Raw genomic sequence first — 15,350 nt, forward strand, 5'->3', positions numbered from 1 at the left:
CACGCGCCGACAGACCCGGTCACCGGCGAGGTCGGCGCCGGCGGGGGCGGAGCACCGCCCGGCCCGCGGTCACGGGCCAGCCGTCCAGCTCGGACGGCGCGAGCCCGCGGCGGAGCGCGTCGTCGAGGAGCAGGGCGAGCGAGTAGCCCGGATGGGCAGCGAGCACGCGTTCCAGGGCGACGGCCGCCAGCGCGCCGTGTCCGGCTCGCCAGGCGGCGAAGGCCAGCAGGCTGCCCGGGGCGGCGATCAGCTCCGGCTCGGCCCGGCGCAGCACGTCGGTCCAGAGGCTGATGTCGGCGTCCCGGCCGTCGGTGCGGGACCAGGCGTGGTCGCGGACCGGGAGGTGGGTGAGGAGCACGGTCAGCCAGGCCACCTCGTCGTCGCCGAGCCGCTCACCGCGCCGGTGCCGCCGGAACGCCGTCCGCACCGCCGCCACCCCCGCCGACCGGACCGCGCGGGCATCCACCGGCCCGGCCCCGACGGCGTCTCCGGCCCGCCCGTCCGCTTCCTCGGCAGGCCCGGCCGTCGCACCGGCGAGTGCGTTCAGGCGGTGGCGGGCCCGTGTGGTCGCCCGGTGCATGGCCAGCCGGACCGGCCCGCCGATCGGGGCCACCTGCGCGGCCAGCGCGGCCCGGTCGGGCAGGGCGACCTGACCGGCGAACACGGCCGCCGCGCTGACCTGGCTGGCCGCCGGGTCGTAGCGGGTGCCCTCGGGCGGGCAGCAGGCCGGCTCGGCGCAGAGGTAGGACCACCAGCGCCCGTCGGTCACCCGGAGCGCGTCGAGGACGAGCAGCCCGGCCCGGTCCAGTGCCTCGCCGACCGCCTCGACCGTGCCGGTGACGCGGGCGGCCGGGCCGTAGCCGAGCACGGTGGCGGCGTCGGTGCGCTGCCGGGCGACCACGTCGGCCAGGTGCCGGGCGGCCGGGCCCGGATCGCTGCCCGGCTCGGGCAGGTCACCCCGGGCCGCGAAGACGACCCGCCGGCCCCGCATCGCCACCACCACGACGCTGTCGGCGGGGTGGAAGCCGAGCAGGTACGGCACGGCGGCGACGAGGTCGGCGGGCGAGCGGACGGCGAGGCGGGGGCGCTCGATGGAGTTCATGCCGGGAGCGTGCGGCGAACCGGTGCCGGCGCGACAGGCCCTGTGGACGACACGCGGGTTGTCCACAGCTACGGAGAGTATCGAGCCAGGTCGGCGAGGAGCGGCACACCGCAGAGCCGGTCACGGCCCGCGCCGGCCCCGCGGACCGGCTACGTTGCGCTCATGGACCTGGCGTACCTGCGGGCACACCCGGAGCACCTGCCGACCTTCCTGACCCACCAGCGGATCCGGGAGACGCCGGTCTCCGGCGGCGACATCTGCACCGCGTCCCGGCTCACCCTGGACGACGGGCACTCGGTCTTCGCCAAGACCTGGCCGGAGCATGCGGAACGCGCGGCGCCCGAAGGCTTCTTCGCCGCCGAGGCGGCCGGGCTGCGCTGGCTGCGCGCGGCCGGCACGGTCGCCGTACCGGAGGTGGTGGTGGCGCTGCCGGAGCTGCTGGCGCTCGACTGGATCGAGCCCGGCGAGCCGACGCCGGAGGCGGCCGAGCTGTTCGGGCGCGAGCTGGCCGGGCTGCACCGGGCCGGCGCCCCCGCCTTCGGCGCCGAGTGGCCCGGCTTCATCGGCGCGCTGCCGCAGGACAACACGCCCGACCCGGGCCCGTGGCCGGCGTGGTTCGCGGAGCGGCGGCTGCTGCCCTACCTGCGGATGTCGGTCGACAACGGCGCGCTCACCGGCGCGGAGGCCGGCCCGGTCGAGGAGCTGATCGACCGGATCGCCGAGTTCGGCGGCGACGAGCCGCCGGCCCGGGTCCACGGCGACCTCTGGCCCGGCAACCTGCTCTGGGGCCTCGACGACCGGGTCTGGCTCGTGGACCCGGCCGCGCACGGCGGCCACCGCGAAACCGACCTGGCCCAGCTCGCCCTCTTCGGCGGCCCGCCGCACCTCGACCGGATCACGGCCGCCTACCGGGAGGCGTGGCCGCTGGCCGACGGCTGGCGGGAGCGGGTGCCGTTGCACCAGCTCCACCTGCTGCTGGTGCACACCGCGCTGTTCGGGGCCGCGTACCGGGCGGCGGTGGACTCCGTCGCCCGCGCCGCGCTGAGCGGCACCGAACGCGCTACGGTCGACGGGTGACCGCCGCCCCGACGACGACCGACGGGGTCCTCGTCGACCGGTACGGCCGCGTCGCCCGGGACCTCCGGGTCTCGCTGACCGACAAGTGCAACCTGCGCTGCACCTACTGCATGCCGGCCGAGGGGCTGCCCTGGCTGGCCGGGCCGCAGCTGCTCGACGACGACGAGATCGTCCGGCTGATCCGGGTGGCGGTGCACCGGCTCGGCGTCACCGAGGTGCGCTTCACCGGCGGCGAGCCGCTGATCCGGCCCGGCCTGGCGCGCATCGTGACGGCGGTGGCGACGCTGGAGCCCCGCCCGCGCATCTCGCTGACCACCAACGGCATCGGCCTCGACCGCCTCGCGCCCACCCTGCGCGCCGCGGGCCTCGACCGGGTGAACGTCTCGCTGGACACCCTCGATCCGGCCCGGTTCGCCGCGCTGACCCGGCGGGACCGGCACGCCGACGTGCTGGCCGGGCTGGCCGGCGCCGCGGCCGCCGGGCTGACCCCGGTGAAGCTCAACGCCGTGCTGATGCGCGGGGTCAACGACGACGAGGCGCCCGCGCTGCTCCGGTTCGCCCTGGCCCACGGCTACGAGCTGCGGTTCATCGAGCAGATGCCGCTGGACGCGCAGCACGGCTGGGACCGGTCGACCATGGTCGTCGCCGACGAGATCCTCGCCGCCCTGCGCGCCGAGTTCACGTTGACCGCCGACCCGGGTGAGCGGGGCGCGGCGCCGGCCGAGACCTGGCTGGTCGACGGCGGTCCGGCCCGCGTCGGCGTGATCGCCAGCGTGACCCGCCCGTTCTGCGGCGACTGCGACCGCACCCGGCTCACCGCCGACGGCCAGGTCCGCAACTGCCTCTTCGCCACCGAGGAGTCCGACCTGCGCGCCGCGTTGCGCGCCGGGGCCGACGACGAGGAGCTGGCCCGGCGCTGGCGCGCCGCGATGTGGGGCAAGCGGGCCGGGCACGGCATCGACGACCCGGCCTTCCTGCAACCCAGCCGGCCCATGTCGGCGATCGGAGGCTGACCGGTGCAGCTCACCGTCCGCTATTTCGCCGGCGCGCGGGCCGCGGCCGGCCGTACCGAGGAGACCGCGCCCGCCGGTGGGTCGCTCGACGAACTCCTCGACGAGCTGACCGGGCGGCACGGCGAGCGGCTGGCCGTGGTGCTGAAGGCGGCGAGCTTCCTGGTCGACGGAGTGGCCTGCCATGATCGTCAGGCACCGCTGCCGGCCGGGGCGACGGTCGACGTGCTGCCCCCCTTCGCGGGCGGCTGAGGAGGCTCCCGTGCTGGCGATGGCGACTTTCGTGGGCTTCGCTGTGCTCGTCACCGCCCTGATCCACCTCTACCTGTGGAAGCGGCTGGTCCGCGACACCACCCGCCCGGGCCGCTGGCGGAAGGCCGGCGGGGTGGCCGCGCTGCTGCTCGCGCTGCTGGTGCCGGCGACCATGGTGGGCACCCGCAACGGCTCGTACTGGCTGGCCTGGCCGGGCTACCTGTGGCTGGCCCTGATGTTCTACCTGCTCGTGCTGCTGCTGGTGCTGGAAGTGCCCATGGCCGTGGCGAAGCTGGTGCTGCGCCGCCGCGAGCGCGCCGCGACCGGTGCGGCCGCCGAGCCGTCGACGGTGCCGGCGGGCGGCAGCGGCGCCGCCGCCACGTCGCCCATCGCGCTCGCGGAGCCACCCGCCGCGGCGGCCGACGCTCCGCCGAACGGCGGGCCGGCTGGCGACCGGCCGGACCACGACCCGTCCCGCCGGTTGCTGCTCACCCGGGGGGCCGCCATCTTCGCCGGGCTCACGGCCGCGGGCGTCACGGGGTACGGCGTACGCACCGCAATGGGTCCGCCGCGGCTGGACCGGGTGCGGATCCCGCTGGCCAAGCTGCCCCGCGCCATGGACGGGCTGCGCATCGCCACCGTCTCGGACATCCACCTCGGGCCGCTGCGCGGCCGGTCGCACACCGAGCGGATCGTCGCGATGATCAACCGGCTCGACGCCGACCTCGTGGCGGTGGTCGGTGATCTGGTCGACGGGTCGGTGGCCGAGCTGGGGCCGGCCGCGGAGCCGCTACGCGACCTGCGCTCCCGGTACGGCAGCTTCTTCGTCACCGGCAACCACGAGTACTACTCCGGGGTGGAGGAGTGGGTGCGCGAGGTGGATCGGCTCGGCCTGCGGGTGCTCCAGAACGAGCGCCAGGAGATCCGGGCCCGCCGCGGCGTGCTCGACCTGGCCGGGGTCAACGACGTGACGGCCGCGGGCACCGGGCTGGCGGCGCCCGCCGACTACGCCGCCGCCCTGGGCGACCGCGACCCGGCCCGTCCCGTGGTACTGCTGGCCCACCAGCCGGTGGCCGCGCACGAGGCGGCGAAGTTCGGCGTGGACCTCCAGCTCTCCGGGCACACCCACGGTGGCCAGATGGTGCCGTTCAACCTGCTGGTGAAGCTCCAGCAGCCGGTGGTCTCCGGTCTGGGCGAGGTGGACGGCACGAAGGTCTACGTGACCAACGGGGCCGGCTTCTGGGGTCCGCCGGTCCGGGTGGGCGCGCCGCCGCAGGTGACCCTGGTCGAGCTGCGCGCCCCATAGCGCGTTCCGGCCGCCCGGTCCAGCACCGCATTGCTCAGGTCACGCGTACGCGTGGCGGCGGGCGGCCGGGGGACCGGGCGTGACAGGATGCGGCGTGCCTCCGTTCAGCGCCGCACCCCCCGGTGGCCTCCCGCCGTTCGTCGCGGATCTGCACATCCACTCGAAGTACTCGCGCGCGTGCAGCCGTGACCTGACCCTGCCGAACCTCGGCTGGTGGGCCCGACGCAAGGGCATCGGTGTGCTCGGCACCGGCGACTTCACCCACCCCGCCTGGTACGACCACCTGCGGGAAACCCTGCACCCCGCCGAGCCCGGCCTCTACCGGCTGAGCCGCGAGGCGGAGCGGGACATCGCCCGGCGGCTGCCGCCCCGGCTGGCGAGCGAGGCGGAGGCGGACCCGGTCCGGTTCCTGCTCAGCGTGGAGATCTCCACGATCTACAAGCGCGACGACCGGACCCGGAAGGTGCACCACCTCATCTACCTGCCGGACCTGGACGCGGTGGCCCGGTTCAACACCGCGCTGGGGCGGATCGGCAACCTGGGCTCGGACGGCCGGCCGATCCTCGGGCTGGACTCCCGCGACCTGCTGGAGATCACCCTGGAGGCCAGCCCGGACGGCTACCTGGTGCCGGCGCACATCTGGACGCCCTGGTTCTCGGCGCTCGGCTCGAAGTCCGGCTTCGACGCCATCGCCGACTGCTACGCCGACCTGGCCGAGCACATCTTCGCCGTGGAGACCGGCCTCTCCTCCGATCCGGAGATGAACTGGCGGGTCGGCAGCCTGGACCGCTACCAGCTGGTGTCGAACTCGGACGCGCACTCGCCGCCGGCCCTGGCCCGGGAGGCGACCGTCCTCGACTCGGCCCGCGACTACTTCGCGATCCGCGAGGCGCTGCGCACCGGCGACGGGCTGGCCGGGACCATCGAGTTCTTCCCGGAGGAGGGCAAGTACCACGCCGACGGGCACCGGCTCTGCGGGGTGAACTGGTCCCCGGAGCGCACGCGGGAGGCCGGCGGACGCTGCCCGGAGTGCGGGAAGCCGCTGACGGTGGGCGTACTGAGCCGGGTCGAGGAGCTGGCCGACCGGCCCGAGGGGCACCGCCCGGCGCACGCCCGGGAGGTGACCCACCTGGTGCCGCTGGCCGAGATCCTGGGTGAGCTGAACCGGGTGGGCGCCCGCTCGAAGAAGGTCGAGGGCAAGCTCCACGAGCTGATCGCCGCGCTCGGGCCGGAGCTGGACATCCTCCTCCGTACCCCGCTGGACGAGATCGGCCGCGTCGGTGGTGAGTTGCTCGCGGAGGGCATCGGCCGGCTGCGCCGTGGCGAGGTGCGGCGGGTCCCCGGCTACGACGGCGAGTACGGCGTGATCACCCTCTTCGACCCGGCCGAGCTGGGGTCGCCGGGCGGGGGCACCGGCCAGGACGCACTCTTCGACGTACCCGTGCCCGCGCAGCGGAGGCCCGCGGAGCCGGCGCCGAAGCCGAAGGCCAAGCGCCCGGCGGCGGCCAAGGCGGAGCCGAAGCGCAAGCCGGCTCCCCCGCCACCGCCACCGATCGCGCCCCCACCCTCCCCGCACGAGCCGTTCGAGCCGATGCTCGCCGGGATGGAGGAGGTCGGCACCGGGCTGCTGGACCGGCTCGACGCGATGCAGCGGGTGGCGGCCTCGGCGCCGGGCGGCCCGCTGCTCATCGTGGCCGGCCCGGGCACCGGCAAGACCCGGACGCTGACGCACCGGATCGCGTACCTGTGTGCGGAGCTGAACGTCTTCCCGGAGCAGTGCCTGGCGATCACCTTCACCCGGCGGGCGGCGGAGGAGCTGCGGCACCGGCTGGACGGGCTGCTCGGCCCGGTGGCCGAGGACGTCACGGTCGGCACGTTCCACTCGCTGGGCCTGACCATCCTGCGGGAGAACGCGCCGGCCGCGGGCCTGCCGGCGGACTTCCGGATCGCCGACGACGCCGACCGGGCCGCCGCGCGCGCGGAGGCCGGCGAGGACGACGACCGGTACGCGACGCTGCTGCGCAAGCGGGACCTGGTCGACCTGGACGAGCTGCTCACCCTGCCGGTGGCGCTGCTGAAGGGTGACCGGAAGCTGGTCCGGGAGTACCGCGAATGCTGGAAGTGGATCTTCGTCGACGAGTACCAGGACGTCGACGCCGTCCAGTACGAGCTGCTGCGGCTGCTCAGCCCGCCCGACGGCAACCTCTGCGCCATCGGCGACCCCGACCAGGCGATCTACTCGTTCCGGGGCGCGGACGTCGGTTACTTCCTGCGCTTCTCCCAGGACTTCACGGACGCCCGGCTGGTCCGGCTGAACCGCAACTACCGCTCGTCGGCGCCGATCCTGGCCGCCGCCGTGCAGGCCATCGCGCCGTCGTCGCTGGTCCGCGGCCGCCGGCTCGACCCGGCCCGGCTCGACCCGGAGGCCCCGCTGGTCGGTCGCTACGCCGCGACCTCCGTCGCGGACGAGGCCGATTTCCTGGTACGCACCATCGACGACCTGGTCGGCGGCCTCTCCCACCGCTCCCTCGACTCGGGCCGGATCGACGGCCGGGCCACCTCGCTGTCGTTCTCCGACATCGCGGTGCTCTACCGCACCGACTCGCAGGCCGCGCCCCTCGTGGACGCGCTGGCCCGGGCGAACATCCCGGTGCAGAAGCGGTCGCACGACCGGCTGCGCGACCGGCCGGGCGTGACGGCCATCGCCCGCGAGCTGCGGCACGCCGGGCTCGACGGCTCGCTGACCGCCCGGGTACGGCTGGCCGGCCAGATCCTGGCGGAGCGCTTCGCGGTGCCCACCCTCGACGGTTCCGGCGCGGTACGCCCCGAGGACGTCCGCACCGCCGTCGACCTGCTCACCCCGCTGGCCCGGCGCTGCGGCGACGACCTCGGACTGTTCCTCGCCCAGCTCGCGACCGGGGCGGAGGTGGACGCCCTCGACCCGCGCGCCGAGGCGGTCACCCTCCTCACCCTGCACGCCGCGAAGGGGCTGGAGTTCCCCGTGGTCTTCCTGGTCGGCGCCGAGGACGGGCTGCTGCCGCTGCGCTGGCCCGGGCAGGAGCCGGACGACGCGGTGGCCGAGGAGCGGCGGCTCTTCTTCGTCGGGCTGACCCGGGCCCAGGACCGGCTGTACGTGAGCCACGCGGCCCGGCGTACCCGGCACGGGTCGGAGCGCGAGTGCCGCCCTTCTCCATTCCTGGACGTGATCGACCCGGGCCTGTTCGAGCGCTTCGGTGACACGGAACCCCGCCGCCCGAAGGATCGCCAGCTCCGCCTGATCTGAGCCTTCGCCGCAGCTCGGCGAGGTGGCGCCCGCCGCGATGACGGGACACCGCCACCTCGCCGAGCCGGCGCAGCCGAGCGGCGCGCGCTCCACCGGGTCAGGCGAGCAGGACCGCGAGCCAGGCGCCGGTGAGGAGCGCCGGACCGAACGGGAGCGGCGTGTCGCGGGCGACCCGGCGGGCGGCGAGCAGGCCGAGGACGACCACCCCGTGCAGCACGTGCGGGAGGAGCAGGCCGAGACCCAGGGCCGGCCAGCCCAGCCAGCCGAGCGGCAGGCCGAGCGCGGCGGCGAGCTTGACGTCGCCGAAGCCGAGCCGTGAGCGGGGGAGCAGGGCGAGCAGCACGTACCCGGCGAAGGAGACCGCCGCGCCGGTCAGGGCGGCCAGCAGCCCGCCCGGCGTGCCGGCGACGAGTGCCGCCCCGACCAGGCCGGCCCCGCCCGCGCCCGCCGCGGCGGCAACCAGCCGGTCGGGGAGTCGCAGGCAGTCGAGATCCACGAGGGCGAGCGCCAGCCCGATAGCCGCCATCGCCAGGAACGCCGGCAACGCCGGATCGCCGCCGCGCGTGGCAGCGAGGCCGCCGAACACGGTCGCCCCGGCTAGTGTCGGCCCGGTGGACCGGGCGGCCGGAGGCCGAGGGTGTGCGGAGTGCCGGGCGAGCGGAACGGCGGCGCGGCCGGCCAGCGCGCCGAGGAGCGCGACACCCGTCACCAGCCCCGCCGACACGGGCCGGGACGTTACCGGCGGGCCGGCTCCGGGGCCGCCCCTTTGACGGGTCGTGCCGCGGACCGGTGCGGGCGCTCGGTGCTCACCACCACGGCGACGCCGGCCACGATCACCGCGCCGCCGAGCAGCACCTGCGGGGTCACCGGCTCGGCGACGAGCAGCGCGCCGAGCGCCACGGCGACCGCCGGGTTCACGTACGCGTAGGTGGAGACCAGCGAGATCGGCGCGTGGGCCAGCAGCCAGACGTACGCCGTGAAGGCGACCAGCGAACCGGCCACCATGAGGTAGACCAGCGCGGCCCAGGAACGGCCGGTCACCTCGGCGGGGGAGAAGCCGTCCAGCTCGCCCCGGACGGCCGCGACCACGGCGAGTGCCGCGGCGCCGGCGAGCATCTCGTAGACGGTGGCCACGAACGGGTCGGCCGGCATCCGGATCCGGCCCGAGAGGTACGAGCCGACCGACCAGCTGACGGCACCCGCCACGACGGTCAGCGCGCCGACCAGCGGCACGCTCCCCGAGCCGCCGCCCGGCAGCACGAGCAGCACGAGACCGACGAAGCCGACGGCCACCCCGGCGAAGGTCCACGGGCGGGGCCGGTCGCCGCCGACCGTGCGCAGCAGCACGACCAGCAGCGGGACCGTGGCCACCAGCAGCGCGGCGATGCCGGAGGGCAGCGCGGTCCCCTCGGGGCCGGACTCGGCGAGCACGACGAGACCGTTGCCGCCGGCCAGCAGCAGCACCCCGACCAGCGCGGCCGAGCCGAGCTGCCGCCAGTCGACGCGGAGCGCACCCGGGCCGCGGCGCAGCCGCAGCACGAGACCGAGCACCACGGCGGCGGCGGCGAACCGCAGCGCGGCGGAGGTGAGCGGCGGCAGGGACTCGACCGCGACCCGGATGCCCAGGTAGGTCGAGCCCCAGAGCACGTAGACCAGGACCAGCGCGGTCCAGATCAGGGCGGGACGGGCCGGTGCGGTGGCGTGGTCGACGGCGGGCGTCGCACTCGTGGGGCGTGAGCTCATCGGTGGACCACGCTACGGTGACCACGGCGTCGGCGTCCCCTGTTGGTGGCCGGCCTCTCAGCACTGGCGTACGCAGGAGGACGTTCATGTCGAACTTCGGACCACCGGGCGGCGGCTCCCCCGAGCCGTGGGGTGGGCGGCGCCCCGACGACGGCTACCCTCCGCCGGCCGATCCCCGCTACGACCCGGGGTACGGCGGGCAGCAGGGCGGCTGGGGCGAGGCGCCGACCCGGCACTACGACCCGGCGGCCCCCCACTACGAGCCGCCCGCCCAGCGCTACGACCAGTCGACCCAGCGCTACGAGCCGGGTCCCGCCTGGAACGCCGGCCCACCGCCGGCCGCCCCGCCCTACCAGGGCTACCCGGCCGACCCCGGCTACGGCGGCCAGCAGCCGTACGCCGAGCCGACGCCGCCGAAGCGCGGCAAGGGGCCGCTGCTCGTGGTCCTGGTCGTGCTGGCGGTGCTGCTGCTCGGCGGCGCGGGGGCCTACTGGATGCTCGGGCGGGACGACGCCACCCCGAGCGGGACGGCGTCGGCCTCCGCGCCGGCCGCCGGTCCGACCGGAGCCTCGGGCGCGCCGGCCGATGTGCCCACGACCCCGCCGGCCCCGGCCTCCTCGACGGACCCGCGGTTCGTGAAGGCGGGCCAGTGCGTCGCCAACGAGGGCGCCGCCGCCGAGCCGAAGCTGGTGATCACCGAGTGCGGCGCGAAGACCTACCAGGTGCTGCGCCGCATCGACGGGTCGACCAGCGGCAAGAAGGACGCCGAGGCGAAGTGCGCGAAGGTGGCGGGCTACACCGACTGGTACTTCTTCGACAGCCAGCTCAACGACCTCGACTTCGTGCTCTGCCTCAAGCGGCGGTAGGGCACCGTAGCCAAAACTAGGGCTGTCTAGCGTTATTGCTAGACAGCCCTAGTTTCGTCTCGACGGTCCGACACGCGGTAGCCGCATCTACACATGTCTAGCCCCGCCGCTAGACGGCCCGATACTGTGCGATTCGTGGATCCGGTCCGCAACCCGTACGCCCCGGGCGCCGGTCAGCGCCCGCCCGAACTCGCCGGGCGGGGGCGGGAGCTGGATGTCTTCGACGTGGTGCTGGAGCGGATCGCCCGCGGCCGGCCGGAACGCAGCCTCATGCTCACCGGGCTGCGCGGCGTCGGCAAGACCGTCCTGCTCAACACGCTGCGCTCGCAGGCCATCAACCACCTCTGGGGCACCGGCAAGATCGAGGCCCGGCCGGACCAGTCGCTGCGCCGGCCGGTCGCCGCCGCGCTGCACATGGCGGTCCGCGAGCTGGCCCCCCGGCACCGCGCCCCCGACCGGATCGACGCCTTCCTCGGGGTCCTCAAGGCGTTCGCCCAGCGCGCCGCCCCGGCCGGACGGGGCGGAGCCGCCCCGAAGCTGCGCGACCGCTGGCAGCCGGGCATCGACGTGCCGGCCAGCAGCGGCCGGGCCGACTCCGGCGACATCGAGATCGACCTGGTCGAGCTGCTCACCGACGCCGCCGCGGTGGCCACCGACGTGGGCACCGGCGTCGCGATCTTCATCGACGAGATGCAGGACCTCGGTGCGGAGGACGTCTCCGCGCTCTGCGCCGCCTGCCACGAGCTGTCCCAGCTCGGCGCGCCGCTGATCGTGGTGGGCGCCGGGCTGCCGCACCTGCCGGCCGTGCTCAGCGCCGCGAAGTCGTACTCGGAGCGGCTCTTCCGCTACCAGCGGATCGACCGACTCGACCGGATCGCCGCCGACCAGGCGCTCTGCGCCCCGGCCGAGCGGGAGGAGGTCGAGTACGAGCAGAAGGCCCTCGACCTGCTCTACGAGAAGTCCGGCGGCTACCCGTACTTCGTCCAGGCGTACGGGAAGGCCACCTGGGACCACGCGCCCCGGTCGCCGATCACCGCGGCGGACGTCCGGGTCGCCGCGCCCGAGGCGGAGGCGGAGCTGGCGGTGGGCTTCTTCGGCTCCCGGTTCGAGCGGGCCACCCCGGCCGAGCGCGAGTACATGCGCGCCATGGCGACGCTCGCCCTGGTGGACGGGGAGGAGAGCGGCCGCGACGACATGGACGCGGCGGTGCCCACCGCGGAGATCGCCCGGGCGCTGGGCCGGAAGCCGGCCAGCCTCTCGCCCGCCCGGGACGCGCTGATCAAGAAGGGCCTGATCTACTCGGGCGAGCGGGGCACGGTCGCCTTCACCGTCCCGCACTTCGGCCGCTACCTGCGCACCCAGCCGGCCTGAGCGGTCAGACCTTCGACCAGGGTGGCGGGAAGACCACCTCCCCGGCCGGGGGCGGTGGCTCGTTGCTCGTGGACGGCGGCAGCACCAGCGCCTGCCACGGCTCGCCCAGCCCCGACCACGGGCTGGTCAACCCCAGCCGGTCCGCCCGCCCGAACCCGAACCGGCGGTAGTACGCCGGGTCGCCCAGCACCACCACCAGCCGCTCGCCCAGTTCGGTGGCCGCGTCGAGGGCGGCCTGCACCACCGCCACGCCGTGCCCGACCCGCTGCCGGTGCGGGGCGACCGCCACCGGGCCGAGGGCCAGCGCCGGCCAGGCGCCGCCGTCGGTACGCACCTGCACCCGGGTGAGCAGCGCGTAGCCCACCACCTCGCCGCCGTACTCGGCGACCATGGCCAGTTCCGGGATCCAGGCGTCGCTGCGCCGCAGGTCCTCGACCAGCCCCACCTCGGGCGGGGTGGCCACGTCGGGGCGGGCGAACGCGCCGGCCAGCACCCGGGCGACCGGCTCCTCGTCCGCCGGGTCCTCGGGTCGGAGTCGCAGCGTCGTCACCCGCGCGACCTTACCGCCCGGAGCCCGTCCATCCGCGACGGTCGCTGAAATCGGTACCCACTGGACGTCCACGTCGGCCGATCCCTTTCGGGTGTTGCGGGGGTGGCGAGGGCCGCGACGGGGTATGACTGAGCCATGAAGCCCGTGCGCTCCCTCGCCCGCGTCATGTTGAGCGGCATCTTCGTGGTCAGCGGCGCCCGCAACCTGCGGAACCCGGGACGGCTGGTCCCGGCCGCGCAGCCGATCACCGACAAGGTGACGCCGCTGCTCCAGAACGTCCACCCCCGCATCCCCACCGACACCGCGACGCTGGTGCGGGCCAACTCGGCCACCCAGTTGATCGGCGGCCTGATGCTGGCGACCGGCAGGTTCACCCGGCCGGCCGCGCTCGTCCTCGCCGCCACCCTGGTGCCGACCACCGCCGCCGGCCATCCCTTCTGGAACAACGACGACCCGGCGGCACGGAACAACAACCAGATCCACTTCCTGAAGAACCTCGGGCTCTTCGGCGGCCTCCTGCTCGCCGCCGCCGACACCGAGGGCAAGCCGGGGCTCCGCTGGCGCACCGGCCACCGGATCAACCACTCGCGCCGCTCGGTGCAGCGCGCGGTCCGGACCGCCCGCCGGGAGGCGAAGATCGCCGTACGCTCGGCGGCCACCGCCCGCCGGATCCCCGGCTGACCTGCATCAATACGGCCACCACCCCCCGCAAGGCCACCAATCACCTGAACCGTCCGACACCCGTTAACGCGGTGGAAATGTCAAAAACACGTGTGGGATCGGACACGGTCGCATAACGCGGGAGGCAGTGACGTGAGGCGCCGTTCTAGGCTCCGTGCTGGACCTGGAGGGGCAGGACGATATTGGTACGGGGGTGGCCACGCCATGCCGACGACAGTCGGTAGACGGATGGACCGCCTCACTCCCCTCCAGCGCGTGACGCGGGGGGTCGACCGCCGGATCGTCGTACGGGCCGGGGTCGTGGCCGCCGTCGCCTACAGCGCGTGGCTCGCCATCGGCGCCTTCGGCCGGCCCTACAACTTCTTCGACATGAAGATCTACCACGGTGCCGTCGTGTGGTGGGCGAACGGCAACGAGCTGTACGACTTCATCGCCCCGTCCACCACCCTGGGCTTCACCTACCCGCCGTTCGCGGGCCTGGCCATGCTGCCGATGTCCTGGCTGCCGGTCGACGCCGCCGGCTGGCTCAACGCCCTGGCCAGCATCGCCGCCCTCGCCGTCGTGCTGGCCGCGCTGCTGCGCCCGATCATCGACCGGCTGGGCTGGTCGCTCTGGTTCACCGTCGGCATCGCCACCCCGCTGGCCGTGGCCATCGAGCCGTCCCGGGAGACCCTCGGCTACGGCCAGGTCAACCTCCTGCTCTTCGCGCTGATCATGGCGGACCTGGTCGGTTTGCGCTGGCGGGCCCGGCGCGGCACCCACCACGAGACCGCCGACTCGGCGCTGGCCCGGTTCGTCTACAGCGGCACCTGGGCCGGGGTGGGCATCGGGCTGGCCACCGCGGTCAAGCTCACCCCGGCGCTGTTCGTGGCGTACCTGATGATCACCCGGCAGTGGCGGGCCGCGCTGACCGCCGTCGGCACCACCATCGGCGTGACCATCGCGTCGTTCGCGCTGGTCGGCGAGGAGTCGCGGACGTACTTCACCAGCGTGCTCTGGCAGACCGAACGGGTCGGCGCGGCGGACATGACCGCCAACCAGTCGCTCGCCGGCCTGCTGGCCCGGCTCTACGACTCCATCGAGACGCCCGGCCTGCTCTGGCTGGCCTTCGCGGTGCTGATGCTGGCGCTCGGGCTGTCCCGGGCGACCAGCGCCCGCGCCGACGGCGACGAGCTGACCGCGTTCACCCTGGTCGGGCTCACCGCCAACGTGATCAGCCCGATCTCCTGGTCGCACCACCTGGTGTGGGTCATCCCGGCGATCATCGTGCTGGCCGACGCCGCCGTACGCCGCCGCGAGGCGAGCCGCGGCCTGGTGCCCCGGGCCACCGCCACGCCACCGGCCACCGGGGTTCCGGCGCTCCGGCCGCCGATCTGGTACCCGGCCCTCACCGGGCTCCGGCACGGGGCCGGCGCGCTCGGGCTCTACCTGCTCTTCCTCGTCTCGCCGATCTGGCCGTACGAGCACCAGCTCCCCGAGGTGTCCCACTACCAGGACGGCCTGTTCGGCGCGCTGATGGAGAACTCCCTGGCCGTCGCCCTGATCGTGCTGGTCGCGGCGCTGCCCTGGCGCCCCGGCGCGGAACCGGCCTTCTACCACGACCGGCTCGCCCGGGTGGCTCAGCCCGCCGCCCGGCGCTGAGGAGTCAGGGGCAGTTCACCCACTCCTCCGTGCCGTCGGCGAACACCTGCCGCTTCCAGATCGGCAGCCGCGCCTTCACCTCGTCGACCAGCCGCGCGCAGGCCGCGAACGCCGCCGCCCGGTGCGCGGTGCTGACCGCCGCGACCAGGGCCACGTCGCCGATCTCCAGCGGGCCGATCCGGTGGGACACCGCCACGGCGTACACCTCGGGGTCGGCGGCGATCTCGGCCGCCACCTCGCGCAGCACGGCCTCGGCGGTCGGGTGGCCCTCGTACTCCAGCAGGGTGACCGTGCGGCCGTGGTCGTGGTCGCGGACCACGCCCTGGAACGAGACCACCGCGCCGGCGCGGCGGTCGGCGACCGCCGCCTCGTGCGCGGCCAGGTCCAGCGGCCGGTCGGTCACCGCGCCGAGGACCACACCGACGGCCGTACTCACTGAGCCTCCCCGGTTTGCGACTGCGGGGCTCG

14 protein-coding genes are annotated in these 15,350 nt (G+C 75.1%); 9 read left to right on the plus strand and 5 right to left on the minus strand.

All coding sequences use genetic code 11. From position 1 onward, the window contains the following. Positions 1–19: 19 nt before the first annotated feature. Complete coding sequence (locus GCE86_RS25240) at positions 20–1,102, minus strand: DUF4192 domain-containing protein (RefSeq protein ID WP_154229211.1); 1,083 nt, start codon at positions 1,100–1,102, stop codon at positions 20–22. A gap of 162 nt (positions 1,103–1,264) precedes the next feature. Between GCE86_RS25240 and GCE86_RS25245 the strand changes: the two genes are divergently transcribed. The 5 genes from GCE86_RS25245 (at position 1,265) to GCE86_RS25265 (ending at position 8,030) form a co-directional block, all read left to right on the plus strand. Then, positions 1,265–2,179, plus strand: coding sequence for a fructosamine kinase family protein (locus tag GCE86_RS25245; protein ID WP_154229212.1), 915 nt, complete (start codon positions 1,265–1,267; stop codon positions 2,177–2,179). Then, the gene (gene moaA, locus GCE86_RS25250; protein ID WP_154229213.1) at positions 2,176–3,192 is read left to right on the plus strand and encodes a GTP 3',8-cyclase MoaA; all 1,017 of its coding nucleotides are present in this window, start codon (positions 2,176–2,178) and stop codon (positions 3,190–3,192) included. Before GCE86_RS25245 ends, moaA begins: the two co-directional genes overlap by 4 nt. A gap of 3 nt (positions 3,193–3,195) precedes the next feature. Continuing rightward, on the plus strand, positions 3,196–3,441 hold the full coding sequence (locus GCE86_RS25255) for a MoaD/ThiS family protein (protein WP_154229214.1): 246 nt from the start codon (positions 3,196–3,198) through the stop codon (positions 3,439–3,441). 19 nt (positions 3,442–3,460) lie between these two features. Continuing rightward, on the plus strand, positions 3,461–4,747 hold the full coding sequence (locus GCE86_RS25260; protein ID WP_154229215.1) for a metallophosphoesterase: 1,287 nt from the start codon (positions 3,461–3,463) through the stop codon (positions 4,745–4,747). 94 nt (positions 4,748–4,841) lie between these two features. After that, positions 4,842–8,030: a UvrD-helicase domain-containing protein gene (locus GCE86_RS25265; protein ID WP_154229216.1), complete on the plus strand. Its 3,189-nt coding sequence runs from the start codon at positions 4,842–4,844 to the stop codon at positions 8,028–8,030. Positions 8,031–8,127: 97 nt separating this feature from the next. On the opposite strand, the gene GCE86_RS25270 is transcribed toward GCE86_RS25265, so the two are convergent. Beyond that, positions 8,128–8,754: a prepilin peptidase gene (locus GCE86_RS25270; protein WP_154229217.1), complete on the minus strand. Its 627-nt coding sequence runs from the start codon at positions 8,752–8,754 to the stop codon at positions 8,128–8,130. 11 nt (positions 8,755–8,765) lie between these two features. After that, the gene (locus GCE86_RS25275) at positions 8,766–9,773 is read right to left on the minus strand and encodes an EamA family transporter (protein ID WP_154229218.1); all 1,008 of its coding nucleotides are present in this window, start codon (positions 9,771–9,773) and stop codon (positions 8,766–8,768) included. Between the two features lie 86 nt (positions 9,774–9,859). Between GCE86_RS25275 and GCE86_RS25280 the strand changes: the two genes are divergently transcribed. Next, on the plus strand, positions 9,860–10,639 hold the full coding sequence (locus GCE86_RS25280; RefSeq protein WP_154229219.1) for an LppU/SCO3897 family protein: 780 nt from the start codon (positions 9,860–9,862) through the stop codon (positions 10,637–10,639). A 135-nt stretch (positions 10,640–10,774) separates the two neighbouring features. After that, complete coding sequence (locus GCE86_RS25285; protein ID WP_091265089.1) at positions 10,775–12,010, plus strand: ATP-binding protein; 1,236 nt, start codon at positions 10,775–10,777, stop codon at positions 12,008–12,010. Positions 12,011–12,014: 4 nt separating this feature from the next. On the opposite strand, the gene GCE86_RS25290 is transcribed toward GCE86_RS25285, so the two are convergent. Next, entirely contained in the window at positions 12,015–12,560 is a 546-nt protein-coding gene (locus tag GCE86_RS25290; protein ID WP_154229220.1) for a GNAT family N-acetyltransferase, read from the minus strand. A gap of 135 nt (positions 12,561–12,695) precedes the next feature. Between GCE86_RS25290 and GCE86_RS25295 the strand changes: the two genes are divergently transcribed. Both GCE86_RS25295 and GCE86_RS25300 read left to right on the plus strand, forming a co-directional pair. After that, positions 12,696–13,241 carry a DoxX family protein gene (locus tag GCE86_RS25295; RefSeq protein ID WP_154229221.1) on the plus strand — a complete coding sequence of 182 codons (546 nt, stop codon included), beginning with the start codon at positions 12,696–12,698 and terminating at the stop codon, positions 13,239–13,241. Between the two features lie 204 nt (positions 13,242–13,445). Continuing rightward, positions 13,446–14,882, plus strand: coding sequence for a glycosyltransferase 87 family protein (locus GCE86_RS25300; protein WP_154229222.1), 1,437 nt, complete (start codon positions 13,446–13,448; stop codon positions 14,880–14,882). Positions 14,883–14,886: 4 nt separating this feature from the next. Here the strand turns inward: GCE86_RS25300 and GCE86_RS25305 are convergent, their stop codons facing one another. Then, positions 14,887–15,318, minus strand: a complete 432-nt coding sequence (locus tag GCE86_RS25305) for a molybdenum cofactor biosynthesis protein MoaE (protein ID WP_154229223.1) — start codon at positions 15,316–15,318, stop codon at positions 14,887–14,889. Between the last annotated feature and the right edge of the window lie 32 nt (positions 15,319–15,350).

Source organism: Micromonospora terminaliae, assembly GCF_009671205.1.
Lineage (GTDB): Bacteria > Actinomycetota > Actinomycetes > Mycobacteriales > Micromonosporaceae > Micromonospora > Micromonospora terminaliae.

What these genes read in the sequence shown, in the direction of transcription:
- GCE86_RS25240 (WP_154229211.1), bottom strand. Translation starts at nt 1,102, where the DNA reads ATGAACTCCATCGAGCGCCCCCGCCTCGCCGTCCGCTCGCCCGCCGAC.
- GCE86_RS25245 (WP_154229212.1), top strand. Translation starts at nt 1,265, where the DNA reads ATGGACCTGGCGTACCTGCGGGCACACCCGGAGCACCTGCCGACCTTC.
- GCE86_RS25260 (WP_154229215.1), top strand. Translation starts at nt 3,461, where the DNA reads ATGGCGACTTTCGTGGGCTTCGCTGTGCTCGTCACCGCCCTGATCCAC.
- GCE86_RS25275 (WP_154229218.1), bottom strand. Translation starts at nt 9,773, where the DNA reads ATGAGCTCACGCCCCACGAGTGCGACGCCCGCCGTCGACCACGCCACC.
- GCE86_RS25280 (WP_154229219.1), top strand. Translation starts at nt 9,860, where the DNA reads ATGTCGAACTTCGGACCACCGGGCGGCGGCTCCCCCGAGCCGTGGGGT.
- GCE86_RS25295 (WP_154229221.1), top strand. Translation starts at nt 12,696, where the DNA reads ATGAAGCCCGTGCGCTCCCTCGCCCGCGTCATGTTGAGCGGCATCTTC.
- GCE86_RS25300 (WP_154229222.1), top strand. Translation starts at nt 13,446, where the DNA reads ATGCCGACGACAGTCGGTAGACGGATGGACCGCCTCACTCCCCTCCAG.